The sequence below is a fragment of the Flavobacterium sp. 11 genome, assembly GCF_002754315.1.
Taxonomy (GTDB): domain Bacteria; phylum Bacteroidota; class Bacteroidia; order Flavobacteriales; family Flavobacteriaceae; genus Flavobacterium; species Flavobacterium algoritolerans.
The window spans coordinates 1,246,908-1,270,190 of sequence record NZ_PEFE01000001.1 but is presented as its reverse complement, the minus strand read 5'-3'; the positions used below and the strand labels follow the sequence as shown (position 1 = coordinate 1,270,190).

Genomic DNA, 23,283 nt, shown 5'->3' with positions numbered 1-23,283 from the left:
TTAATGCTTTATAATTAATACCGAAGGAACGCCGCTCAACCAAGTACTTCTGGAATCAACGAGTTCTTTCCAGCTTTCAAGACTGATTAACATTAAATCCTGTTGATCCAAAAATTCCTTTTTAATTATTTTATTGGTTATCAAACTAATATTGTTTGGATGTTTTTGTTCCAAAGAATCTATAGCGCTGTTCATCACAAAATTAGTTGTAAGATGCCCATTTACATCTAACAGAATAATTTTAGAATTGTTGTTGTAAATTAATTTTTGCACATAATCAATCAAAAAAGAATCCTCAGGGCTGAAAATTGGAATAAAAACATGGTTTACTTGCTGTAAATCTTTATCGATCAAAATCCCTATTGGCATCTTGGTTTTAGAAATAATCTGTCTGGTTCTTTCGTCAAAAGGGGAATTTTCAAACAACCCTTCTTTTCCGGTGAACTTATCAATCAATCGATCCGGATTGATTATTCTTGTGGTAAAACCAATTACTTTTCCAAGAATGGTTCCTTCAAATATTGATTTTCCCAAACCTATCAGCAGTAAATCATAATCCCCTTGATTGGCAACATCGGCAATCTCGGTTTCAATATCCATCGTTGCTTTAAAAATGGTGGTAATATCCTGTTTAAGTAGGTGAGATTCTTCAACAATAGGGTAAAAACTATTTTTTTCTTTGTCTTCCATGTTAAAAGTATGCACCTCATCACTTAAAGATAGATGCATCACGGTAATACTGGAAGTGTTTTTTTGCCTTTTTATTAAACTATTGGCCAATCGCAACAAGGATTTTCCTTTTTCGTTGTTCCCGAATGAAATTAAAATTCGATATTTATTATGGTTTGTTTGTTCAATAATTTCAACACCATCTTTAGTTTTAAAAATATAATTGATTAAATCCAAAGCAGGTCCCGTCATAAAAGTAGTAACCAAAGCCATGATTACCATCATTGTAAACACTTCGGGAGTTAAAACTTTAAGTTCTAAACCGATGTTTAAAACAATCAATTCCATCAGTCCTCTGGTGTTCATCAAGGCGCCAATAGTCAAACTGTCTCGCCAATTCTGTCCTACGAATTTGGCTGCTAAAGCACTTCCTAAAAATTTTCCCACTACGGCTACCAAAATAATAAAACCGGTAACTTTCCATAAGTAAGGATCATTAATAAGGCCAATTTCTGTTTTCAAACCCGTGAAAACAAAAAACAAAGGCAGTAAAAGTATCAACGCAACATCCTCTACTTTTTCTATGAATATCGTTCTGAATTTTGGAACATCCGGCATAATAGCTCCCGCCATAAACGCTCCAAAAAGTGCATGAATCCCAATAACTTCAGTAGCATAGGACGAAAGAATCAGTACCAGGAAAAAGATAGCTACAACCGGTTTGATTATAGTGTCTTTTGAACCATACAAATCCCCAATTCTTTTCAAAAATGGTTTTACAATAAAAATCATGGCAACAACATAAAGTACTGCCAACATAATAATGTATAATGAACTGACGAAAGTTCCCGCTTTTACAATAGCAATTACCACGGCCAGAATACACCAAGCGGTAATATCATCGGCAGCGGCGCACGTAATGACAATAGCTCCTAATTTTGTTTTATGAATTCCTCGTTCCTGAACAATTCTTGCTAAAACCGGGAAAGCAGTAATACTCAAGGCTATTCCCATAAACAAACTGAAAGCAAGGAATTTCACTCCTTCGGGAGCAAATCGATTGTAAACAAAATAAGCCAATCCAATCCCAAGTGCAAAAGGGATAACGATACTGGCATGACTGATTACCACCGCTTCATTAGCTTTGTTTTTCAGCACTTTCAAATCGAGTTCCATTCCTATGACGAACATAAAAAGTATCAATCCTATCTGACTCAAAAATTTTAAATTTCCTAAGGATTCAGCCGGGAATAATGCCCCGGAAAATTCAGGAAAATACAATCCCAATAAGGACGGTCCAAGAACAATTCCCGCAATAATCTCCCCGATTACTGATGGTTGTCCAATTTTCTTGAAAATCCAACCAAAAACTCGGGCAACAAGTATTATCGTTATAATTTGTGCCAAAAGGATGGCTAAAGGATCCTGAAAATTATGTTGCATAGAAGCTATAAAATCACCCCAAGAACCGTTTCCGCTTTCAGGCGTTACAATAACTTCACTTGCTTCTAATTTTTTTCCTTTACTAATAATCCAATACATTAATGCAGTGAAACCACCTGTTACACCTAAATAAAACAATGTATTTTTATAATTCTTCATATCCATTTTTATGTATTCATGCTCAACTCTAAAAAAACAAAGATGAGAAATTCAAATGTATAATTTATATCCCACAAAATTATTTAATTGTAAAATAAAAAACCGGCATAATCAGTCCCATACAACAACAAAAAGTTTTAGTTAAAACAAATGATTTATAGCGGTTTTGACTACCTTTACCGCCGTTAAATATGAATTATGATTAAGTGGTTTAGTTTAGGATTTTGGGAATTAATAGCCCGAATTGTCCTTAGAAATAGAATTTTGATGTTATCCATTATTGTAGCGATAACAGCTCTTTTAGCAATGCAATGGAAGAATATCCACTTCACCTTTACCGAAGCCAATTTATTACCGGATGACAATATTGTAAACATTCAGTACAATGCCTTTTTAAATAAATTTGGTGAAGAAGGAAATCTAGTCATCATAGGTGTAAAAGACAATGCCATATTTACCCCAAAAGCTTATGCTTCCTGGAGTAAACTGATGAATACCCTGAAAGGAGACCAAGCGGTAGATTTAGTAATTTCATTAAATGACTTAAAGAAATTACAAAAAAATGATTCGTTGGCAACCTTTGAATTGGTTCCTTTTGTGGACCAAAGCAAAACCGTTGATCCAGCCTATCTTCAAAAAATAAGGAAAGAACTTTTCAATGATTTACCGTTTTACGAAGGATTGCTTTTCAACAAAAGATCGGGAAGCATACGTTCAGCCGTTTACATGGATAAAAAAATTGTAAACACGGCGGCCCGAAAAGATTTTGTTCTTGATAAATTAGTTCCTGCAGTCGAAACATTCGAAAAAGAAACCGGAATCGACCTGCGTGTTTCGGGAATGCCTTACATCCGAACGCTGAATGCAAAAACCATTACAGATGAAATAAGCATCTTCATTGGCGCCTCATTATTAGTCACTTCATTGCTTTTCTTCTTCTTTTTTAGAAGTTTTAGAGCCACCTTAATATCAATGGTAATTGTTATTATCGGCGTGATGTGGTCCTTTGGATTTTTAGGATTATTGAATTACGAAATCACGGTTTTAACGGCTTTAGTTCCTTCATTAATCATCGTAATCGGAATTCCGAATTGTATTTTCCTGACCAATAAATACCATCAGGAATACAAAGTTCACCACAATAAAGCCAAAGCCTTACAGCGTGTTACTACCAAAGTGGGAATGGCAACACTAATGACAAATCTTACCACAGCTATTGGTTTTGCTACGTTTGTCGCTTCAAATAATCAATTGTTATTAGAATTTGGGGTGGTGACTTCCATCAATATTATGGCACTTTTCTTTTTGTGTATCATTGTTATCCCTATTTTTCACAGTTATATTCCAGCGCCAAAAGAGCGCCACATTGAGCATTTAGACCGAAATTATGTTAAGGTTTTCATGGATTGGATTCTGAGAAACGTAAAATACAATCGCTTTTCGATTTACGTCGTTGCAATTCTACTTTTAGTAATTAGTATTATCGGAATCTATGAAATGCGTATTTCCGGCAGTTTGATTGAAGACATGCCTAAAAAAGAAGCCTTTTTTGAAGATATTGTTTTCTTCGAAAAAGAATTTGATGGTGTTATGCCGCTGGAAATCATGATTGACACCAAACGTAAAAAAGGAGTCATGAGATTGTCTACGCTGAGGCGAATGGAAGAACTCGAGGAAACCATTGACGAAATCCCGGAACTATCAAAACCCATTTCCATTGTCAATTTGGTTAAATATTCCAAGCAAGCATACTACAACGGAAATCCGGAATATTATGAATTGCCGACGTCACAGGAACAGTCGTTTATTTTGTCATATGCTAAAAATGCCACAAAAAACTCGAAAGACAATCTGATGAAAAGTTATGTGGATTCTACTGGACAATTTGCCCGAATCACAACTTTTATGCGCGATGAAAACGGCGATAATATTGCCAAAATTGAAGCTGAAATTCGTAAAAAAGCAGATAAGCTTTTTCCACCAAGTCAATACAACGTTAGCATTACCGGAAAAGCATTGGTTTTCCAAAAAGGAACCGGTTACCTGCTGGATAATTTGCTTTCCTCTTTGGTTTTTGCCTTTTTCCTAACCTCACTTTTGGTGGCGTTTATGTTCCGTTCGTTCAAAATGGTACTGGTTTCTATTATCCCGAATTTATTGCCGTTGTTGCTAACGGCAGGAATTATGGGCTTTCTGGATATTCCGCTGAAACCATCAACGATTTTGGTTTTCGGGATTGCGTTTGGACTTTCGGTAGATGATACGATTCGATTTTTGGCGCAATACCGCGAGGAATTAAAGAAAAACAACTGGAAAATCCGCAAGTCTGTTTACGCCACATTTACAGATGCCGGTTTGAGCATGTTTTATACTTCTATCGTGTTATTTTTCGGGTTTTCGGTATTTATGTTGTCCAGTTTTGGAGGAACAATTGCTCTTGGCGGATTGATTTCGTTGACATTATTGTTCGGAATGCTGTCGAATTTGATGTTATTGCCGGCTTTGGTATTGACGTTGAATAAAACATTGGCAAACGAACAGGAATTCATCGAACCAAAAATTGACATCATCGAACATACCGATGAGGAGATTGACAATTTCGAAAAAAATAAATAAGAAAATTAGACGCTGTTTACTTCGTTCGTTCCCGCTTTACACTACAATCTTTTTCAATCCTGTCAGGGTTCAAAACCCTGACAGAATTAGTTGTAAAGTAGATATAAAATAAGACATAAAAACAGCTTTTTTTATGATCTGGGTTTATTAAGTCCTCGATCGTAAAGGACAATGCTGCCTGCAACAGATACATTTAAACTTTTTTCGGATTTGAATTTTACGAGGTAATGACATTTGGCAATGGCTGCTTTTGATAGTCCGTTATCCTCAGCGCCCAATAGATATACGCATCGTCTTGGATGTTCAAAAGTTTCTAAATCAGTTGCGTTTTCATCTAATTCGACACCTACTAATCGGGCACCTTTTGGCAAGTTTTTATAAAAGTCTTCGAACGACTCATAATGAAAATAAGGAATTGACTTTACAGCATTGTGCGTATCGCAAGCCTGTTTAGCGTAGCGATTGCCTATGGTAAATATATAACTTGCCCCTAAGTTTTGTGCCGTACGCCATAATACACCCAAGTTCTCAGGAGTTTTACCGTTTTGAATTCCAATACCAAAATACTCTGTTACAAAATTGTCGTTCATAGGGCAAAAATACAAACTGTTACTAGGTTTGTCAAGTTTTTAAAATATTTATGCAGCTTGTAGTTGGGGAAGCATCTACTTTTACTTAAAAAACCCAAAATTGACATCGAACCAAGCGATACCGAAATTGACGCTTTGACGAAAGAGTAAATTGTCTAATCCAATTTGTCAGGGTTACATTTTTATTACACTAAAATTGAAAATTCCGTCTAGTAAGGCGGGATTTTTTTATGTTTTAAAAACAAAATATTACAAATTTCTTCAAAATGTTCTATTTGCTAAATCTTCTATTAATTGCGATTACTACATCATTCAACCAATTACTTTTATTATCTTTTATTTCATCCTCATCTATTAAAAATTCTGAAAGATCATTTTTTCTACATTGTAAATTAACAAAGTTGGTGTCCCAACTAGAAACAGGAGAATAATTAATCAAAAAAATAATGTATAGATAAAAACCCAAAACACGAAAAAAAATTGACACCTTTATAAAAGCTCTAATTGTTTGATGTTTTTTGTTTTCTTTAATTGCTTTTCGAACAAAATAAAACAGCTGAATTACAAAAAACAATATAAGAACACTAGACACAAATTTTGTATTATACCTGTCTTCAAAACTTAACGAAAAGAAAACTACAGCAAATAAAGCTACTACATTTGAAACTATTACATTAACTATAACAAAATAGCTCGCCCATTTTACATCTATTTCAAATTTTTCCAAAGTCAGTTTTATTTTTAATATCCGCAAATATAGCTAAAAACTCACATAAATGATTCTAGAGAATATTTTCAACATTACCTAGCTTGATTATTGTGCCTAAAAAACTTGCATGAGTAATAAATCCGTTTAAAAAATATAATTCCACTATTCCCTAGCCCCGATAATAGCGACATCCTTTTACTTTTTCCTTTAAAAAGTAAAAGATATAGCGAATAGCGGGAAATAGCTCCTGATTACCCTATTTCTTACAATGACTTTTCAAACAAATCATTTATATTTGCAGTTCAGTCACGAGACAATTTTTAATATCAATTATATACATAAAATGAGACATACAAAAGTTAAAGACTTACTAAACAGCACAACAACGCTTCATGAAGTGAATGCAAAAGGATGGGTGAGAACTTTTAGAAACAATCAATTTATTGCCTTAAACGATGGTTCAACCATTGATAATATACAATGTGTTGTCGATTTTGAGAACACGCCAGACGAAACCTTGAAGAGAATTACAACTGGAGCTGCGATTTCAGTAACAGGAACTTTGGTAGAAAGTAAAGGTGCCGGACAAAAATTTGAAATTCAGGTAGCTAAACTAGAAATCCTTGGAGATTCAGATGCAGAGAAATTCCCGATACAACCAAAAAATAAACCGAGCTTGGATTTCTTGCGTGAAAATGCGCATTTAAGAGTTCGTACCAATATGTTTGGAGCAATTATGAGAGTACGTTCGGTATTGTCGTATGCGGTTCACAGTTATTTTCAAGAGAAAGGTTTTGTGTATGTGAATACGCCAATCATCACGGGTTCGGATGCTGAAGGTGCTGGTGAAATGTTTAAAGTTACCGCTTTGCCATTTGACGGAACGCCAAGAACAGAAGACGGAAAAGTGAATTACAAAGAAGATTTCTTTGGGAAAGAAACGAACCTTACGGTTTCGGGACAATTAGAAGGAGAAACTTTCGCCATGGCTTTGGGTCAGATTTATACTTTTGGGCCAACCTTTAGAGCGGAAAACTCGAATACTTCGCGCCACCTTGCGGAATTTTGGATGATTGAGCCAGAAGTGGCTTTCAATGATTTGAATGACAACATGGATTTGGCCGAAGATTTTATTCAGTATGTAATCAAATATACGATGGACAAATGTCCGGAAGATTTGAAATTCTTAGAAACGCGATTATTGGACGAAGAGAAATCAAAACCAGTTGCTGAAAGAAGCGAAATGGCTTTGCTTGACAAATTAAACTTTGTTTTGGAAAACAATTTCAAGCGTGTTTCATACACCGAAGCAATTGATATTTTAAGAGATTGTACGCCAAATAAAAAGAAAAAATTCAACTATATCATTAACGAATGGGGTGCTGATTTACAATCAGAACACGAACGTTATTTGGTGGAGAAACACTTTAAATGTCCAGTAATCTTGTTTGATTACCCGGCAAATATCAAAGCATTTTACATGCGTTTGAACGAAGACGGAAAAACGGTTCGTGCGATGGATATCCTTTTCCCAGGAATTGGAGAAATCGTGGGAGGATCTCAAAGAGAAGAGCGTTTTGATGTTTTGGTTGAAAAAATGAAAGCCTTAGGAATTGATGAAGAAGAATTGTGGTGGTATCTTGATACTCGACGATTCGGTTCAGCGGTTCACTCAGGATTTGGACTTGGATTCGAAAGATTGGTATTATTTGTAACAGGAATGACAAACATTCGTGACGTAATTCCTTTCCCTAGAACACCAATGAATGCGGAATTCTAAAAAGGTTTATTCGGTTAATCGTTTATTTGTTTAACCGATCATCCCGAATAAACGATTAAACAAATAAACGATTAAACTTAATGCTAAAGCAATTTCTAAATTTAAAATTATCACAGAAATTATCTCCTCAACAAATTCAGTTGATGAAGTTAATTCAATTGCCTACGCAAGCTTTCGAACAACGTTTATTGGAAGAAATGAACGAGAATCCAGCTTTGGAAGCCGGAAAAGAAGAAGATGAGTATGAAAAGGACGAGTTCGAAAACGAAGATTATGACGATTATGATGATTCGGAATCAGATAGAATTGAAGCCGAAGACATCAACATTGACGAATATTTAAGCAACGACGAAACTCCAGATTATAAAACACAGGCCAACAATTACAGTGACGACGATGAAGATCGCGAAACGCCTTTTGCTGCGCCAGTAAGTTTTCATCAGGATTTAATCAATCAGTTGAATACTTTTATCCTGAATGATGAAGAGCGGGAAATTGCCGAATTTCTGGTAGGAAGTATTGATGACATGGGCTATATCCGCAGAAGCGTTCCAGATATGGTAGACGACATGGCGTTTACACAAGGCATTTACACCGATGAAAAAATGGTGGAGAAAATGCTGCAGGTGATTCATGAACTGGAACCATCCGGTGTGGGAGCGCGTGATTTGCAAGAATGTTTATTGTTGCAATTGAAACACAAAACACCAACGGAATACGTAGAGCTAGCCACTGATATTATCGAAAATCAGTTTGATGCGTTTACCAAAAAACATTACGACAAGCTGTTACAAAAATACAATGTTTCGAATGAGCAACTTAAAAAAGCGATTCACGAAATAGAAAAACTGAATCCAAAACCAGGCGGGTCGTTTACCGGAAACAACAAAGTAACGGAAAATGTAGTTCCTGATTTTGCCATCAGAATTGTGGACGGCGAACTGGAACTTACCTTAAACGGGCGAAATGCTCCTTCCCTGCACGTTTCCAAAGATTATCAGGAAATGATGCAAACCTATAAGGATTCCAGAGATAAATCAGCGCAGCAAAAAGATGCGGTGCAGTTTATCAAACAAAAACTGGATTCGGCTAAATGGTTTATCGATGCGATTCGCCAACGTCAGGAAACACTTTATGTAACCATGAATGCGATTATGCATTATCAGGAAGAATATTTTCTGGATGGTGATGAAACCAAGTTGAAACCGATGATTCTGAAAGACATTGCCGATATGGTGGGTCTTGATATTTCGACAATTTCACGTGTTGCGAACAGCAAATATGTAGAAACGCCTTATGGCACGAAACTGATTAAAGAATTCTTCTCGGAAGCGATGAAAAATGACCAAGGTGAAGATGTTTCGACATTGGAAATCAAAAAAATTCTCCAGAACACTATTGAGGAAGAAGACAAGAAAAAACCACTTCCAGACGATCAACTAGCCGAAATTCTTAAAGAAAAAGGCTATCCAATCGCGAGAAGAACCATTGCAAAATACAGGGAACAACTCGATATTCCGGTAGCGAGAATGAGGAAGAAAATGTAAGAATGTTGATTTTAGAATGCTGATTAACGATTTAAGATTTAGTGTTGCTAAAAAATGATTTTATAAAAAGACAAACCCTTTCGGAGTTCTAAACTCTGAAAGGGTTTTTAATTTTCAAAACTTTAATATTTCAATCCTGTCTCAGCTCCCTTTCCTTCGGAGAGTCCCGAAGCGTCGGGAGAGGAGAGGATTTCTATTTTTTCTCCTGATCCTTCTTCATCGCATGATAATAAGCGGCACGGCTTAACGGCTCGTATTCTTCGGTTTCGCCTAACATGACCAGTTTATCATTGTCAGTTTTTCGGAAACTGTAATTCGCCAAATTTCCGGTGCGGGTACACACGGCATGTACTTTGGTAACATATTCGGCAGTTGCCATTAATGCGGGCATCGGACCAAAAGGATTTCCTTTGAAATCCATATCTAATCCGGCAACAATTACTCGTATTCCCTGATTGGCCAAATCATTACAAATTTTGACAATTTCGTCATCAAAAAATTGTGCTTCGTCAATTCCTACGACATCACAACCTTGCGCCAAAATAGCAATATTTGCGGCAGCAGGAACGGGCGTAGAACGGATTTCATTGGCATCGTGCGATACGACCATTTCATCATCATAGCGCGTATCGATTGCCGGTTTGAAAATTTCTACTTTTTGCTTGGCAAACTGCGCTCTTTTCAAACGACGGATCAATTCCTCGGTTTTACCCGAAAACATGGAGCCACAAATGACTTCGATCCAACCAAATTGTTCTTTATGATTTACTGTATTTTCGAGAAACATTTTGTATTTTTCTGACTTAAAAAATGAATAGTTTTTATTACTTTGTAATGGATAAAACCGACTTAAAAATTTTATACTTTTACGTCGTTTCAAAAGTATAACATTTTTATTGAATCGGAGATTCGCGAGCTCTTATTTAAAAAATAAAATCATGCGAGCAAAGGTTCCTTCTTCCTTATGCTAAATAAAAATAGGAAGATATTTATTAAAAAGACCCGCCTAACACACTATAATTTCAAAAGTTATGAAAAAAAAATTGGAAGCCGATTTAATCAGCATTGCACACAGAATATTACAATTAAAAAATAAATCTGACATCAATCAATTATATCTGGAAACGCAGAAATTATATGAAAAACTTTCTGTCTTACGATTTGTAGACGAGCACTTTAGTGAGGCGAAACCAACTATTGGCGCTGCTGAAATAGAGCAGAAAATTGAATCCATTTTTGATAAAACAGAATCGGTTCAACCGGAAGCTAAAGCAGTAATCGAAGAAACTGTTGTCGAAGAAATTGCTGAAACGCCTTTGGAACAAGCAACAACAACTGCTGATGAATCTGAATCTGAAACAAATATTGTGGAAGAAGAAACTGTTGAAGTTCCTTTGGAAGAGACAATTTCTAATGAAGAAGTAACTCCGGAAGAAGAAAAAGAAGAAGCCATTATTGAGGAAGAAATAGTTGTGGAGGAAAAAGAAACTTCAGCACCTGAAACGACAGCGTTCACTCCGGCTTTTGAATTATCTCAAGAGGAGGAAGTAGAAACGGAAGTGGAAGCTCCAAAGAAAATGGAACCGGTACAAATTTCTTTCGAAGATTTATTGGGCGGAAATTACCATGACACCCAGTTTGTAAAAGTGCAACAAATTGAAAATATTCCCACTGCAGTAGTAATCGAAACTCCAAAAGAAATCGTTGCGGAGGAAGAAAAAGTATTACCTGTCAAAGAAGAAGCTGTTGAACCAAAAACAGTTTCGCTGAACGAAAAATTAGCCAAAGGAATCAACATCGATTTGAATGATCGCATTGCTTTTATAAAACACCTTTTTGGAAACAGCAGCGAAGATTACAACCGCGTTTTAAATCAATTAATCACGTTTGATACGTTCTACGAAACCAGAGATTTTATTCAGGAAATGGTAAAACCGGACTACAATAACTGGGAAGGAAAACAAGAATATGAGGAACGTTTTATGGATATTATAGAGAAGAAATTCTTGTAAACTTCCTTAAACTTTCTGAATATACATTTGAACAAATACAGATTTTCTATAGAATTTGTATTTAATTATTTTATCTATGTCAAAATTATACATCGTTCCTACGCCTATCGGCAATCTCGAAGATATGACTTTTCGAGCGATTCGGATTCTTAAGGAAGTCGATTTGATTCTCGCCGAAGACACGCGTACGAGCGGAAAATTGTTGAAGCATTTCGAGATTGGCACACACATGTACAGCCATCACATGCACAACGAACACAAAACCATCGAGAATTTAATTTCGAGATTGAAAGCCGGAGAAAATATCGCCTTGATATCCGATGCGGGAACGCCTGCCATTTCGGATCCGGGTTTTTTATTGACTCGCGCTTGCGTTGAAAACGGAATTGACGTAGAATGTTTGCCTGGTGCAACAGCATTTGTTCCGGCATTAGTCAACAGCGGCTTACCTAATGACAAATTTGTTTTCGAAGGATTTTTGCCTGACAAAAAAGGACGTCAAACCCGATATTTAGCATTAGCGGAAGAAACAAGAACGATGATTTTATATGTTTCTCCCCATAAATTAGTGAAAACTTTAGCGGAATTCATCACCTATTTTGGCGAAGACCGTCAAATATCGGTTTCCAGAGAATTATCCAAACTGCACGAAGAAAATGTTCGCGGAACAGTTAAAGAAGTGGTCGCTCATTTTGATAAAATAGCGCCAAGAGGAGAAATTGTCGTCGTAGTCAGCGGAAAAACAATCACTAAAGAACCTAAAAAAAGTAAATTTTCGGAAGAAGAATAACCTATAAAAACACCATGAATTTAGAATCCTTTTTAGAGAAATTAAAGCAGACACCAGAATCCATCGCTTTTGCAGAAACCATTGCAACAATTGAAGAAAACTACGACTTTACTCCAACGGCATTTGAGAACGGTTTGCAACACAATGCAGCTGGAGAAAATTCAGGTTCCTGTAAACTATTTGCTTTCGCCGAAATTCAAAACCTATCAGAAGCAGAAACATTAGCTTGTTTTGGAGCATATTATTACGAAGATGTTTTAAAAAATCCAAACGGAACTGATCATCAAAACATTCGCAATTTCATGAAAACCGGTTGGGATGGAATCGCATTTTACGGTAGTGCTTTAGTATTGAAATAAAAAAGTTAAAACGCTAATTCGTAAATTAAATCGACAGACATAATTAACGGAATTAGCGGTAGTTACTTTTTCGAATTCCTAATTTTTATAATCCCAAACCAATATGCGTTGGACCCTTAAATCAAAACCTTCCGAAGATACCGTGAAAAATTTGGCGAAAGCTTTGAATGTGGAGGATTTTGTGGCCACTTTATTAGTGCAACGCGGCATCGAAACTTTTGAAGATGCCAAACGGTTTTTTCGCCCAAGTTTAGAAGATTTGCATGATCCATATTTGATGAAAGATATGGAAAAAGCCGTCGCCCGAATCGAAAAAGCAATTGAAAACGAGGAAAATATTCTTGTTTTTGGCGATTATGATGTAGATGGAACCACCGCAGTTTCACTCGTTTCTTCCTATTTAAAAACCTATTATCCAAACGTGGCGACCTACATTCCCGATCGTTATGACGAAGGTTATGGAATATCTTTTAAGGGAATTGACTTTGCTGATGACAATGGATTTTCACTCATCATTGCTTTAGATTGCGGTATAAAGTCTATCGATCATGTGGCTTACGCCAAAGAGCGAAACATCGATTTTATCATTTGTGATCACCACAGACCGGGAGATTTTTTACCTGAAGCCGTTGCCGTTCTCGACCCAAAACGAGACGATTGCACTTATCCTTATGATGAATTATGCGGTTGCGGAATAGGCTTCAAGTTGATTCAGGCATTGGGGAAAAATAGAAACCAGACAATCGATGATTTGATTCCGTATCTGGATTTAGTTTCGGTTGCAATTGCTGCTGATATCGTCCCGATGACCGGAGAGAATCGAGTGTTGGCTTATTTTGGATTGCAAGTCATCAATTCTGACCCAAGACCAGGAATCAAAGCCATCATTCACCAAATAAAAAAACAAACCTTAGATATTACCGATGTTGTTTTCATCATCGCACCCAGAATAAACGCTGCCGGACGCATCAAACACGGGAATCATGCAGTGGAATTATTAACCGAATTTGATTTTGAGCAAGCCCAACAATTTGCTTCAGAAATCGAGGCGTATAATTCGGAGCGAAAAGATTTAGACAAATTAATCACCAAAGAAGCGTTAAAACAAATTGAGGAAAACAATGAAAAAGAGCGTTTTACTTCCGTAGTTTTTCAAGAAGATTGGCACAAAGGAGTGATTGGAATTGTCGCTTCAAGATTGATTGAAACCTATTATCGTCCGACACTTGTTTTTACCAAAAGCGGGGACAAATATGCTGCTTCGGCACGTTCCGTAAAAGGATTTGATGTCTATAATGCACTCGAAGCCTGTACCGAACATTTGGAACAATTTGGTGGTCACATGTATGCTGCGGGAATGACGTTGAAGGAAGAAAACTATCAAATCTTCAAAGATGCTTTCGAAAAAGAAGTCGAAAGAACCATTCATCCGGATATGTTGACTCCAGAAATTGCGGTTGATGCCGAAATTGATTTTGTGGATATTACCCCAAAATTAATTAGAATCCTGAAACAATTTGAACCGTACGGCCCACAAAATATGACTCCAATTTTCCTGACCAAAAACATCAAAGATACCGGTTATGGAAAACCGCTTGGACAAGAAGACGAACATTTAAAACTTTTTGTTAAACAATCCCGAAGCCTCGGGACCGAAGGCATCGCTGCAATTGGTTTTAATTTGGGAAACAAAATCGAACTGACTACCCATCAAAAACCTTTTCAAGCCGTGTATTGCATTGATGAAAACGAATGGAAAGGTAAATTAAGTTTGCAATTGCGATTGCGAGATATTAAACAATGATTCTGTTGCTATGAAAAAAAATGACCCATACTCGGCCCTGCGCTATAAAGAATTCAACATTTTTTTATTATTGCGTTTTGCCATGGTTTTTGGCTGGTCGATGCAGTTTATCGTGATTGAATGGGAAGTATACAGTTTGACCAAAAATCCGTTATCGTTAGGAATCATTGGATTAATGGAAGTCATTCCAGCTATTTCGATGGCATTATTTGCCGGACACATTGTTGATCAAAAGGAGAAAAAAGGATTGCTTTTCAAATGCATTTTAGGGTTTTCAATCATTAGTTTGGGCTTGTTTTTATTTACGTGGCCACCGTTTATCAAAGATTTTTCTACCCAAACTATTTTATACTCCATTTACTTTTTCGTGTTTCTAGGAGGATTGGTCCGTGCTTTTCTTGGCCCGACGATATTTTCTCTTTTGGCATTGATTGTTCCTAAAAAAATATATCCCAATGCTGCCACATGGAGCAGTTCCGTATGGCAAATAAGTTCGGTTTTAGGACCTGCAGTAGCCGGTTTTTCCATCAATTGGATTGGCGTTCACTGGTCAATGTCCATCGTTTTGGGATGTTCACTTTTTGCGTTAATCGCTTTAACCCAAATTGCAACGAAGCCTATTTTGAATCCAAAAATTGGGGAACCTATTATGGAAAGTTTGAAAGAAGGTGTAAAATTTGTTTTCAACAATAAGACGATTTTAGGCGCTTTATCATTGGATATGATTGCCGTTCTTTTTGGTGGAGCCGTTGCTTTGTTACCCATTTTTGCACAAGATATTTTAAAAGTGGGACCGCAGGGATTTGGTGTTTTGAGAGCCGCTCCTGCTGTTGGAGCTTTTTTAATGCTGATAATCTCCGCTTATATTCCTTTTACTAAAAATGCGGGTATGAAACTGCTGTCGGCAATTTTTGCGTTTGGGATTTGTATTATCGTTTTTGGACTTTCGTCGATTTTTTGGTTATCAGTTATTGCTTTATTTTTAAGCGGTGTTTTCGACGGAATTTCGGTGGTGATACGCCAAACTATTTTGCAATTGAAAACTCCCGATCATATGCGAGGCCGAGTTGCCGCTGTAAATTCTATATTTGTAGGTTCCTCTAATGAATTAGGTGCTTTTGAAAGCGGATTAACTGCAAAGCTGATGGGAACTGTTAGCGCAGTGGTCTTTGGCGGCAGCATGACACTGATAACCGTATTTCTAACCGGAGCCGTATCGCCTACTTTTAGAAAACTGGACTTACAAAAAGATATTGAAGAACACGAAAAGAGCGAGTAATAAATAGATTTTTTAGAAAAAAACACTTCCTATAGCCCGTCGGTAAAATAATCTCAGGATTACATACCGACTTTTTTTTATGTCTTTTTTATGTTTTATTATTTAGAATAAATATAAATAATACTTATATTTGTTTCAAACTGATGACAGATGCAAGAAATAAAACAAATATATCATAACAATTTAGGTACTTCTTTTTACTGGAGAAAGGATAATGGCATTGTATTGGACAAAGTCCAACTGGTTTTTAGAGAAATGGGTTTTTATTTTACCCAACAGGAACTGCAACTATTTAAGCGCTGTATTGAGGACAGCTATTCCCAAAATAAATGTTGCGAGGATTGTGAACTGAAAAACAAATGTCACAAATTTTTACTAAAAACGCCTTGTTCCCAAATTGATTTAGCTGTTTCCATGGAAGAATTAGATGCCGTAAAAGACTTGGTGGAAGGGACTTTGTTTAAAATAAATCTGGATGAATATTTGTATGGAGAGGGAATGAATTGAGGCTTAATACTTTTTAATCTCAAAATTCTCGCCATCAAAAACGCCATAGGTAAAATACGTAATCCAGTCACCAAGATTGACGTATTCGGCATTATCACCTACAGTTACTTTCATAGGCAAATGGCGGTGTCCGAAAATAAGGTAATTGTAGTGCTTGGTTTCCAGTTTCCTTTTGGAATACAAAATCAGCCATTCGTTGTCTTCGCCAAGAAAAGTGACATCCTCATCGCCAGAAATCAATTTGTTTTTTACGGAAAGGTATTGCGCCAGTTTTACGCCAATATCCGGATGAAGCCATCTAAAAAGCCATTTGAAAAACGGATTTGTAAATATCTTTTTCATGCGTTTGTATCCTAAATCTCCGGGACCTTTTCCGTCTCCGTGGCCAATAAGGAATGTTTTATCTCCAAAAGTATATTCTTGATTGTCATGAAACACGGGAATATTCAGTTCTTTCTGAAAATAATCCTCCATCCATAAATCATGGTTCCCTACGAAAAAATAAATAGGGATTCCGCTGTCTCGGATTTCGGCGAGTTTGCCTAAAATACGAATAAATCCTTTTGGAACTACGGTTTTGTATTCGAACCAAAAATCAAATAAATCGCCCAATAGAAAGATAGCTTCGGCATCGCCTTTTACCTCATCGAGCCAAGCCACAAATTTTTGTTCTCTCGGAAAACTCAATTCAGGTGTTGGTGCGCCAAAATGCTGGTCGGAGGCGAAATATATTTTTTTGTTATTGGGTAATTGCATGAAGTTACAGTATGGATTTCATATTATCACTGGCAAACCATTCTGCAAAAGAAGATTCGGTTTCTTGTAATTTCAAAGAGAAAAGAGTGATTCCTTCCGGTAATCGGCTGATGATTCTTTGAGAAAAATCGACTACCATATTTTCGCTTGTTGGTTGGTAATCTACCAAAATAACGTGGTGTCCTCGGCTCATTAATTCATTTGCCAATTCTATATGCGGAGTCGTTCCGTTGAAAACAGTTGCATGGTCAAATTGATCTACAATTTCTTCTTTTACAATTTTCTTTAAATCCGTAAAGTCAATCACCATTCCAAATTTTACATTGGAACGATCCGTAATTGGAGTTCCAATTACCGTTACTGACAATTTATAACTATGTCCGTGAACATTTTTACATTTCCCGTCATAACCGTATAAAGCATGTCCGGTTTCGAAACTAAATTGTTTTGTAATTCTGATATTGCTCATCGGAGTTTAATTTTGATGCAAATTTAGCAAATTGATATGAGAAATGAGATGTAAATGTAGGGCAAACGATTTTAAGGAATTATTACACGAAGTTTTACAAAGAATCATAAAAAATATAATAATTAAACCATTAAGAAATTAAGAAAAATTAAGTTAAGATCTTGATGAAACTTAATTTCTTAATGGTAAACAAAACGAAAATTAGTCAAAAAAATATTCGGATTCCACTGAGACCTAGCCCTGATAGGAGTGAAAATCCTTTTGTTACCCTGTCAGGGTTTCGAACCCTGACAGGGTAACAAAAGATTGCAACGGATAGCAGGAAATAGCTCCTTAAATATCCCGAAGCGTCGGGACAGAATAAATCCTGAAAAAATTACTTTTTGAATTGGGACAACGCTTTTCTGGTAAAATCAGACAATACCAATTTTCCTGAAATCGCGGCGCGTTCCAGCAACAATGTATCCCAATGTTGCGTTCCTTCCCACAAAACTTTTTTCATTTCCAGCAAAGCTTCGGGATTATAACTGGATAATTTAGCGCTGAAATCAGCTATTGCGGCATCCAGTTCTTCGACGGTTTCAAAAGTATTGGCGTACAATCCTTTGGCTGCAGCCCAATCAGCGGTTTTCCATTCGTGGGCTGCAAGCGTCATTTCGGCCATTGCCGTCTTTCCGATTTTCTTGGAAACTACAGGTTCTATTACAAAGGGACCAATTCCGATTGCCAATTCTGATAGTTTTATTGATGCATTTTTTGTGGCCAAAGTATAATCACAAGCGGACGCAATTCCTACGCCGCCACCAACTGCTTTTCCGTGAACGCGGCCCACAATAAGCTTGGAACACGAACGCATCGCATTGATTAAATGCGCAAATCCAGAGAAAAACTGGGTTCCTGCGGCTTCATCAGAAACGGCCAAAAGTTCATCAAAAGAAGCGCCTGCACAAAAAGCTCCCGAGCCTTCACTTTCTATAACAATCACCGAAACGGCTGGATTTGTGCTTAAAATAGCGAACTCATTTGTTAAACGATTCAATAATTCTCTTGGAAAAGAATTGCTCGAAGGATGACCAAATGAAACGGTTGCGATTTTATTTTCGATTGTTGTGAAGAGCGAACCTGTTGGGTTTTCTGATACCATAGCGGGGATTTTGATGTAAAGTTAAAAAAAGTAAAGGAGGATTTGGCTTTTTTTCAAATAGAATAGATTTGTATTTTGAAATTTGCTTTTTGGAAAATTTATATGTTATATTTGCGAACACGTTTGGGGGATTAGCTCATTTGGCTAGAGTGCTTGCCTGGCAGGCAAGAGGTGACCGGTTCGAATCCGGTATTCTCCACCAGTAAAATCAAGCCTTACAGAGATGTGAGGCTTTTTTATTTTAAATCCTATGTTTTATACTTATATCATTTTCTCTAAAACTTTAGACAAATATTACACTGGTTCCTGTGAAAATATTGAAAATAGACTTAATGACCATTTAAATAGCAGAAGTACTTACACAAAAGTGGCTAAAGATTGGATAATGGTTTATTTTGAAAGTTTTGATTCACGCTCATTGGCTGTACAAAGAGAAATGGAAATCAAAAAGAAGAAAAGTAGAAAATATATTGAATTTTTAATATCAAAAGAATCATCTGAATAGAGTGTCCCGAAAGCATTCGGGAAGGTGATCGGTTCGAATCCGATATTCTCCACAAAACAAAACCGTAAAATCTTTTAATTAAGAGTTTACGGTTTTTTATTTTTAGAAATTGTTTGATTACTTTTTAAGACTGCTACAAACTATTTAGAATAATCTATTTTCCCTACTTGTCGCATCACACGTACAATTTTAGCTTTTCGTCTGTTGATATAAGAAGAAGAACTGGTTGCCGAATATTTTCTTGGATTGGGTAATATTGCGGCTATTCCTGCTGCTTGCATCGGCGTGAGACTGGAAGCTCCTTTTCTATACCAATGTTCTGCGGCTGCTTGTGCTCCATAAACACCATTTCCCATTTCGATACTATTCAAGTACACTTCCATGATGCGTTCTTTTCCCCAAATGATTTCAATTAAAACAGTGAAATACGCTTCGAGTCCTTTTCTCAAATAACTTCGCCCTTGCCAAAGAAATACATTTTTGGCTGTTTGTTGCGATATAGTGCTTCCTCCTTTAATTCTTCGACCTCTTTCATTGCTTTTATATGCTTTTTGCATCGCGACAAAATCAAAACCATTGTGTTTCAGGAACGTTCCATCTTCACTGGCAATTACGGCTTTTTGAAGATTCATGGAGATATTTTCAATTGGTTCCCAGTCGTGACTGAAAAAAACTTCTTTTCCAGCTGTTTTGTTTTCAATCGCGCGAATCACCATTAAAGGCGTAAACGGAACCGGAACAAATTTAAATAGTACCACAAAAAACAAAGAGAGTCCAAAGAACCATAGCAATGCTTTGAATAAAAAACGAGTTATTTTGCTCATAAGAGAGGTAGGTTCTTTTTTAACGGGTTGTCTTGATTTTTTTGGTGTTATTTTCGTTGCCATTATACTAAATCTGCTAATTCTGTTCCAATTAAACTTCCTATTGCTACTCCCATTCCGCCCAATCGTACACCACAATAGACATTATCAGATAATTGTGAAACAATGGGACTTTTGCTGTTACCAATACCCATGATGCCGCTCCAACGGTGTGCAATTTGGAAATCCTGATTAGGCAAAATTACTTCTTTTAATAATTGTTCCAATTTTTTTTGGACGATTTCTGTTTGTCCAAATTCGGTTGTGTTCTCCGTCTCAAAATCCAGGTTTCTTCCACCACCCAATAATATTCTGTCGCCAATATTCCTGAAATAGTAATACCCTCTATCCAAGTGAAAAGTTCCTTTTATATCTAAGTTTTTAATGGGTTCCGTGATTAAAACTTGCGCTCTGGCCGGCTTAACAGCTCCAGTTGTCAATGTATTTGCAAAACCGTTAGTCGCAAACAATATTTTTTTGGTACTAAAACTGAAATCACCAAGTGCCACTTCTACTCCATTTCCCTTATCGAAATAAGAAGTAACGGTTTGTTGGTTTAGAATTAAAATATTTTTAGAAACTGCTTCTTTCAACAAGGCCTGCATCATATTTCCGGTATCTATCTGTGCTTCAAAAGGATTGAAAACCAAATATTCCTGTATCCCGTAGAACCCAAAACGGTCTACTTCCTTGGCAAAAACATCCGCTTTAAAAAGTGGTCTTAAAATTTCATTGATGAAGGGCAATTTCCCAACACACTCACTGTAACAACTTTCGTCGTCTTTTAAAAACAACTCATAACCACCATATGGTTTGAAATCTATGGTGTCGTCACCGAGTCTTTTTCGCAATAATTGTAAACCTTTCCAACGTTTTTGGATTAGATGAATCACTTCTTCCTCTGAATGGGATTTTAAATCATCTATAATTTCTGAAAGGCTTCCAAAACAGGCAAAGCCAGCATTTTTCGTACTCGCTCCCTGCGGTAACATTCCTTTTTCCAACACTAGAATTTTGCTTTCGGGGAATCTTTCGCGCAAGCGTAATGCAGCATGCAAGCCCACAATACCGCTTCCTACGATGGTATAATCTACATCAGTAAACCAGTTTTTTAATTCCCAATAGCTCAAATCCATGTTCAATTTTTTTCATAAAAATAATAATTTTTTGGATTTATTCTGAATTTATTTCAGGAGCTAATCCCGCTATCCGTTATAAATAAATTCACTGAACTCCAATTAAAATAAACATTAAATGACGTAATCAGGGCTAAAAAGCAAGTGTTAAAAACGAAAAAACATCAAATTAAATTGGCTAATTTTATAGCTTGAAAAATCAATTATTAAAATGAAAAAAATACTGCTTATACCCTTATTAATGATGAGTTTAAATGCTATAGCACAAAATGTAATGACTCCAGAACTACTTTGGAAACTAGGAAGAGTAACTCCTTTAGGTATTTCCAAAGATGGAAAAAATATAGTTTATAAAGTCGCAACTCCTTCTGTTCAAGAAAACAAATCGGAAACAAAATTCTACATTTTACCCGTAAATGGTGGAAATCCAACCGAAGTAAAAGAGACTAAAGATCTATTAAAAGACAAGAACATTTCTCCAGACGGGAAATATATCGTTTACAATGAAGAAGTAAAAATCGAAAAAGTTCACGGAAAAGATTTTTATCCGGAACTGGAAAAATCGGACGTTCAAATCTATGACGGCTTGAATTATCGACATTGGGACACTTGGAACGAAGGCAAATACAACCATGTTTTTTACAAAGAAAACAAAGAAGGCGCAACGGGAATTGACATTCTGAAAGGCGAAAATTTCGACAGCCCACAAAAACCTTTTGGTGGAGATGAAGATTACATTTGGTCACCAGACAGCAAAAGCATTCTTTACGTAAGTAAGAAAAAAGCAGGAACGGATTATGCTGTTTCTACCAACACCAATATTTTCGAATACAATCTGGAAACTGGAAAAACTAGCAATAGAACCGAAGAAAATCTAGGATATGATACAGCTCTACAATTTTCTCCTACAGGAAATTTGACTTGGTTACAAATGAAACGAGACGGTTATGAAGCCGATAAAAACGACCTCATTGTTAGTTTCAAAGGAATGAAAATGAACTTAACGGCAAATTGGGACGGTACTGTCGATCATTTTATCTGGAGTAGTGACGGAAAAAAAGTCTTTTTTGTTGCGCCAATAGACGGAACAAAACAGTTATTTGAAGTTAATTTTCCGGCTCTGACCAATCCCGAAGCTTCGGGAGCAATCAAAGTTCGCCAAATCACCACTGGAGAATTTGATGTCAATGATTTAGTTGGTTTTTCTGGTGACAACATTATTGTAACGAGAACCGACATGAATCATGCGGCGGAAATTTATTCGTATAATTTAAAGAAAAGCACTTGGAAACAATTGTCCAATGTCAATACAGCTACCTATAATTCTTTGGCGTTAAGCAAAACAGAAAGACGATATGTAACGACTACGGATGGTAAAAAAATGTTAGTTTGGGTGGTACTTCCGCCTAATTTTGACGCCACAAAAAAATATCCAACACTTTTGTATTGTCAAGGTGGGCCACAGTCTCCATTGACACAATTTTATTCTTACCGATGGAATTTACAGTTGATGGCTGCCAATGGGTATATTGTTGTTGCTCCAAACCGTCGCGGTATGCAAGGTCATGGCGTGGAATGGAATGAGCAAATCAGTAAAGACTGGGGAGGACAAGTAATTAATGATTACCTATCGGCAATTGATGATGTGGCGAAGGAAAAATATGTTGATGCAACACGTTTAGGATGTGTTGGCGCCAGTTACGGTGGGTATTCTGTTTTCTATTTAGCCGGAATCCACAACAACCGATTCAAAACTTTTATTGCCCATGACGGTATTTTTAATACCCAAAGTATGTATGGAACTACTGAAGAAGTTTTCTTTACCAACTGGGATTTTGGCGGTGCGTATTGGGAAAAAGATAATGCTGTTGCGCAAAAAGCTTACACAACATTCAATCCAATGACGCTGGTAGAAAAATGGAATACACCTATTTTAATTATTCAAGGCGGAAAAGATTTTCGTGTACCAACTGGACAAGGACAAGAAGCTTTTCAAGCGGCACAATTGCGAGGAGTAAAAAGTAGATTCTTGTATTTCCCAGAAGAAAATCATTGGGTATTAAAACCTCAGAATGCTCAGGTTTGGCAAAGTGAATTTTTCAAATGGTTGAAAGAAACTTTGTAGATTTATATATCGATGAAAAAC

The 23,283-nt window shown here is 36.5% G+C and carries 20 protein-coding genes and 1 tRNA gene; 12 read left to right on the top strand and 9 right to left on the bottom strand.

Annotated elements, in window-relative coordinates; genetic code table 11:
* Positions 1-2,271: a cation:proton antiporter gene (locus CLV00_RS05525; protein ID WP_099716244.1), complete on the bottom strand. Its 2,271-nt coding sequence runs from the start codon at positions 2,269-2,271 to the stop codon at positions 1-3.
* Between the two features lie 198 nt (positions 2,272-2,469).
* On the opposite strand from CLV00_RS05525, the gene CLV00_RS05520 reads away from it, so the two are divergent.
* On the top strand, positions 2,470-4,887 hold the full coding sequence (locus CLV00_RS05520; protein ID WP_099714196.1) for an RND family transporter: 2,418 nt from the start codon (positions 2,470-2,472) through the stop codon (positions 4,885-4,887).
* A 131-nt stretch (positions 4,888-5,018) separates the two neighbouring features.
* Here the strand turns inward: CLV00_RS05520 and CLV00_RS05515 are convergent, their stop codons facing one another.
* Positions 5,019-5,477 (bottom strand): RNA methyltransferase, encoded by a 459-nt coding sequence (locus CLV00_RS05515; RefSeq protein ID WP_091166166.1) that lies wholly within the window; start codon positions 5,475-5,477, stop codon positions 5,019-5,021.
* Positions 5,478-5,748: 271 nt separating this feature from the next.
* Positions 5,749-6,204 (bottom strand): hypothetical protein, encoded by a 456-nt coding sequence (locus CLV00_RS05510; protein WP_099714195.1) that lies wholly within the window; start codon positions 6,202-6,204, stop codon positions 5,749-5,751.
* A 325-nt stretch (positions 6,205-6,529) separates the two neighbouring features.
* Between CLV00_RS05510 and asnS the strand changes: the two genes are divergently transcribed.
* Both asnS and rpoN read left to right on the top strand, forming a co-directional pair.
* A complete protein-coding gene (asnS, locus tag CLV00_RS05505) occupies positions 6,530-7,966 on the top strand; it encodes an asparagine--tRNA ligase (protein WP_099714194.1) in 1,437 nt (478 codons plus the stop codon).
* 80 nt (positions 7,967-8,046) lie between these two features.
* Positions 8,047-9,513, top strand: a complete 1,467-nt coding sequence (gene rpoN, locus CLV00_RS05500; protein WP_099714193.1) for an RNA polymerase factor sigma-54 — start codon at positions 8,047-8,049, stop codon at positions 9,511-9,513.
* Between the two features lie 193 nt (positions 9,514-9,706).
* Here the strand turns inward: rpoN and CLV00_RS05495 are convergent, their stop codons facing one another.
* Positions 9,707-10,300 (bottom strand): thymidine kinase, encoded by a 594-nt coding sequence (locus CLV00_RS05495; RefSeq protein WP_099714192.1) that lies wholly within the window; start codon positions 10,298-10,300, stop codon positions 9,707-9,709.
* A gap of 244 nt (positions 10,301-10,544) precedes the next feature.
* On the opposite strand from CLV00_RS05495, the gene CLV00_RS05490 reads away from it, so the two are divergent.
* The 6 genes from CLV00_RS05490 to CLV00_RS05465 all read left to right on the top strand — a co-directional run bounded on the left by CLV00_RS05490 (position 10,545) and on the right by CLV00_RS05465 (position 16,264).
* Positions 10,545-11,525 (top strand): hypothetical protein, encoded by a 981-nt coding sequence (locus tag CLV00_RS05490; RefSeq protein WP_099714191.1) that lies wholly within the window; start codon positions 10,545-10,547, stop codon positions 11,523-11,525.
* Between the two features lie 76 nt (positions 11,526-11,601).
* The gene (rsmI, locus tag CLV00_RS05485) at positions 11,602-12,315 is read left to right on the top strand and encodes a 16S rRNA (cytidine(1402)-2'-O)-methyltransferase (protein WP_099714190.1); all 714 of its coding nucleotides are present in this window, start codon (positions 11,602-11,604) and stop codon (positions 12,313-12,315) included.
* A gap of 14 nt (positions 12,316-12,329) precedes the next feature.
* Complete coding sequence (locus tag CLV00_RS05480) at positions 12,330-12,674, top strand: HopJ type III effector protein (RefSeq protein WP_099714189.1); 345 nt, start codon at positions 12,330-12,332, stop codon at positions 12,672-12,674.
* A gap of 103 nt (positions 12,675-12,777) precedes the next feature.
* Positions 12,778-14,478 carry a single-stranded-DNA-specific exonuclease RecJ gene (gene recJ / locus CLV00_RS05475; RefSeq protein WP_099714188.1) on the top strand — a complete coding sequence of 567 codons (1,701 nt, stop codon included), beginning with the start codon at positions 12,778-12,780 and terminating at the stop codon, positions 14,476-14,478.
* Between the two features lie 10 nt (positions 14,479-14,488).
* Positions 14,489-15,757 (top strand): MFS transporter, encoded by a 1,269-nt coding sequence (locus tag CLV00_RS05470; protein ID WP_099714187.1) that lies wholly within the window; start codon positions 14,489-14,491, stop codon positions 15,755-15,757.
* Positions 15,758-15,907: 150 nt separating this feature from the next.
* The gene (locus CLV00_RS05465) at positions 15,908-16,264 is read left to right on the top strand and encodes a hypothetical protein (protein ID WP_099714186.1); all 357 of its coding nucleotides are present in this window, start codon (positions 15,908-15,910) and stop codon (positions 16,262-16,264) included.
* 3 nt (positions 16,265-16,267) lie between these two features.
* Here the strand turns inward: CLV00_RS05465 and CLV00_RS05460 are convergent, their stop codons facing one another.
* The 3 genes from CLV00_RS05460 to CLV00_RS05450 all read right to left on the bottom strand — a co-directional run bounded on the left by CLV00_RS05460 (position 16,268) and on the right by CLV00_RS05450 (position 18,633).
* Positions 16,268-17,020, bottom strand: a complete 753-nt coding sequence (locus CLV00_RS05460; protein WP_099714185.1) for a UDP-2,3-diacylglucosamine diphosphatase — start codon at positions 17,018-17,020, stop codon at positions 16,268-16,270.
* 4 nt (positions 17,021-17,024) lie between these two features.
* Positions 17,025-17,489, bottom strand: coding sequence for a 6-carboxytetrahydropterin synthase (locus CLV00_RS05455; RefSeq protein ID WP_099714184.1), 465 nt, complete (start codon positions 17,487-17,489; stop codon positions 17,025-17,027).
* Between the two features lie 376 nt (positions 17,490-17,865).
* Entirely contained in the window at positions 17,866-18,633 is a 768-nt protein-coding gene (locus CLV00_RS05450) for an enoyl-CoA hydratase/isomerase family protein (protein ID WP_099714183.1), read from the bottom strand.
* Positions 18,634-18,758: 125 nt separating this feature from the next.
* Between CLV00_RS05450 and CLV00_RS05445 the strand changes: the two genes are divergently transcribed.
* Positions 18,759-18,835 (top strand) — tRNA-Ala (locus CLV00_RS05445).
* 48 nt (positions 18,836-18,883) lie between these two features.
* On the top strand, positions 18,884-19,138 hold the full coding sequence (locus CLV00_RS05440) for a GIY-YIG nuclease family protein (RefSeq protein ID WP_099714182.1): 255 nt from the start codon (positions 18,884-18,886) through the stop codon (positions 19,136-19,138).
* A 140-nt stretch (positions 19,139-19,278) separates the two neighbouring features.
* On the opposite strand, the gene mtgA is transcribed toward CLV00_RS05440, so the two are convergent.
* Together mtgA and CLV00_RS05430 are read right to left on the bottom strand one after the other, a co-directional pair.
* Positions 19,279-20,025: a monofunctional biosynthetic peptidoglycan transglycosylase gene (mtgA, locus tag CLV00_RS05435; protein WP_099714181.1), complete on the bottom strand. Its 747-nt coding sequence runs from the start codon at positions 20,023-20,025 to the stop codon at positions 19,279-19,281.
* Complete coding sequence (locus CLV00_RS05430) at positions 20,025-21,137, bottom strand: FAD-binding oxidoreductase (RefSeq protein WP_099714180.1); 1,113 nt, start codon at positions 21,135-21,137, stop codon at positions 20,025-20,027. The genes mtgA and CLV00_RS05430 overlap by 1 nt, the downstream gene beginning before the upstream one ends.
* A 211-nt stretch (positions 21,138-21,348) precedes the next feature.
* Between CLV00_RS05430 and CLV00_RS05425 the strand changes: the two genes are divergently transcribed.
* Positions 21,349-23,262 (top strand): S9 family peptidase, encoded by a 1,914-nt coding sequence (locus tag CLV00_RS05425; protein WP_099714179.1) that lies wholly within the window; start codon positions 21,349-21,351, stop codon positions 23,260-23,262.
* The last annotated feature ends 21 nt before the right edge of the window (positions 23,263-23,283 follow it).

Excerpts from the sequence above, each read along its gene's own strand:
- CLV00_RS05525 (WP_099716244.1), bottom strand. The coding sequence starts at position 2,271 with ATGAAGAATTATAAAAATACATTGTTTTATTTAGGTGTAACAGGTGGT.
- CLV00_RS05520 (WP_099714196.1), top strand. The coding sequence starts at position 2,470 with ATGATTAAGTGGTTTAGTTTAGGATTTTGGGAATTAATAGCCCGAATT.
- CLV00_RS05515 (WP_091166166.1), bottom strand. The coding sequence starts at position 5,477 with ATGAACGACAATTTTGTAACAGAGTATTTTGGTATTGGAATTCAAAAC.
- asnS (WP_099714194.1), top strand. The coding sequence starts at position 6,530 with ATGAGACATACAAAAGTTAAAGACTTACTAAACAGCACAACAACGCTT.
- rpoN (WP_099714193.1), top strand. The coding sequence starts at position 8,047 with ATGCTAAAGCAATTTCTAAATTTAAAATTATCACAGAAATTATCTCCT.
- CLV00_RS05495 (WP_099714192.1), bottom strand. The coding sequence starts at position 10,300 with ATGTTTCTCGAAAATACAGTAAATCATAAAGAACAATTTGGTTGGATC.
- CLV00_RS05490 (WP_099714191.1), top strand. The coding sequence starts at position 10,545 with ATGAAAAAAAAATTGGAAGCCGATTTAATCAGCATTGCACACAGAATA.
- rsmI (WP_099714190.1), top strand. The coding sequence starts at position 11,602 with ATGTCAAAATTATACATCGTTCCTACGCCTATCGGCAATCTCGAAGAT.
- CLV00_RS05480 (WP_099714189.1), top strand. The coding sequence starts at position 12,330 with ATGAATTTAGAATCCTTTTTAGAGAAATTAAAGCAGACACCAGAATCC.
- recJ (WP_099714188.1), top strand. The coding sequence starts at position 12,778 with ATGCGTTGGACCCTTAAATCAAAACCTTCCGAAGATACCGTGAAAAAT.
- CLV00_RS05470 (WP_099714187.1), top strand. The coding sequence starts at position 14,489 with ATGAAAAAAAATGACCCATACTCGGCCCTGCGCTATAAAGAATTCAAC.
- CLV00_RS05465 (WP_099714186.1), top strand. The coding sequence starts at position 15,908 with ATGCAAGAAATAAAACAAATATATCATAACAATTTAGGTACTTCTTTT.
- CLV00_RS05460 (WP_099714185.1), bottom strand. The coding sequence starts at position 17,020 with ATGCAATTACCCAATAACAAAAAAATATATTTCGCCTCCGACCAGCAT.
- CLV00_RS05455 (WP_099714184.1), bottom strand. The coding sequence starts at position 17,489 with ATGAGCAATATCAGAATTACAAAACAATTTAGTTTCGAAACCGGACAT.
- CLV00_RS05450 (WP_099714183.1), bottom strand. The coding sequence starts at position 18,633 with ATGGTATCAGAAAACCCAACAGGTTCGCTCTTCACAACAATCGAAAAT.
- CLV00_RS05440 (WP_099714182.1), top strand. The coding sequence starts at position 18,884 with ATGTTTTATACTTATATCATTTTCTCTAAAACTTTAGACAAATATTAC.
- mtgA (WP_099714181.1), bottom strand. The coding sequence starts at position 20,025 with ATGGCAACGAAAATAACACCAAAAAAATCAAGACAACCCGTTAAAAAA.
- CLV00_RS05430 (WP_099714180.1), bottom strand. The coding sequence starts at position 21,137 with ATGGATTTGAGCTATTGGGAATTAAAAAACTGGTTTACTGATGTAGAT.
- CLV00_RS05425 (WP_099714179.1), top strand. The coding sequence starts at position 21,349 with ATGAAAAAAATACTGCTTATACCCTTATTAATGATGAGTTTAAATGCT.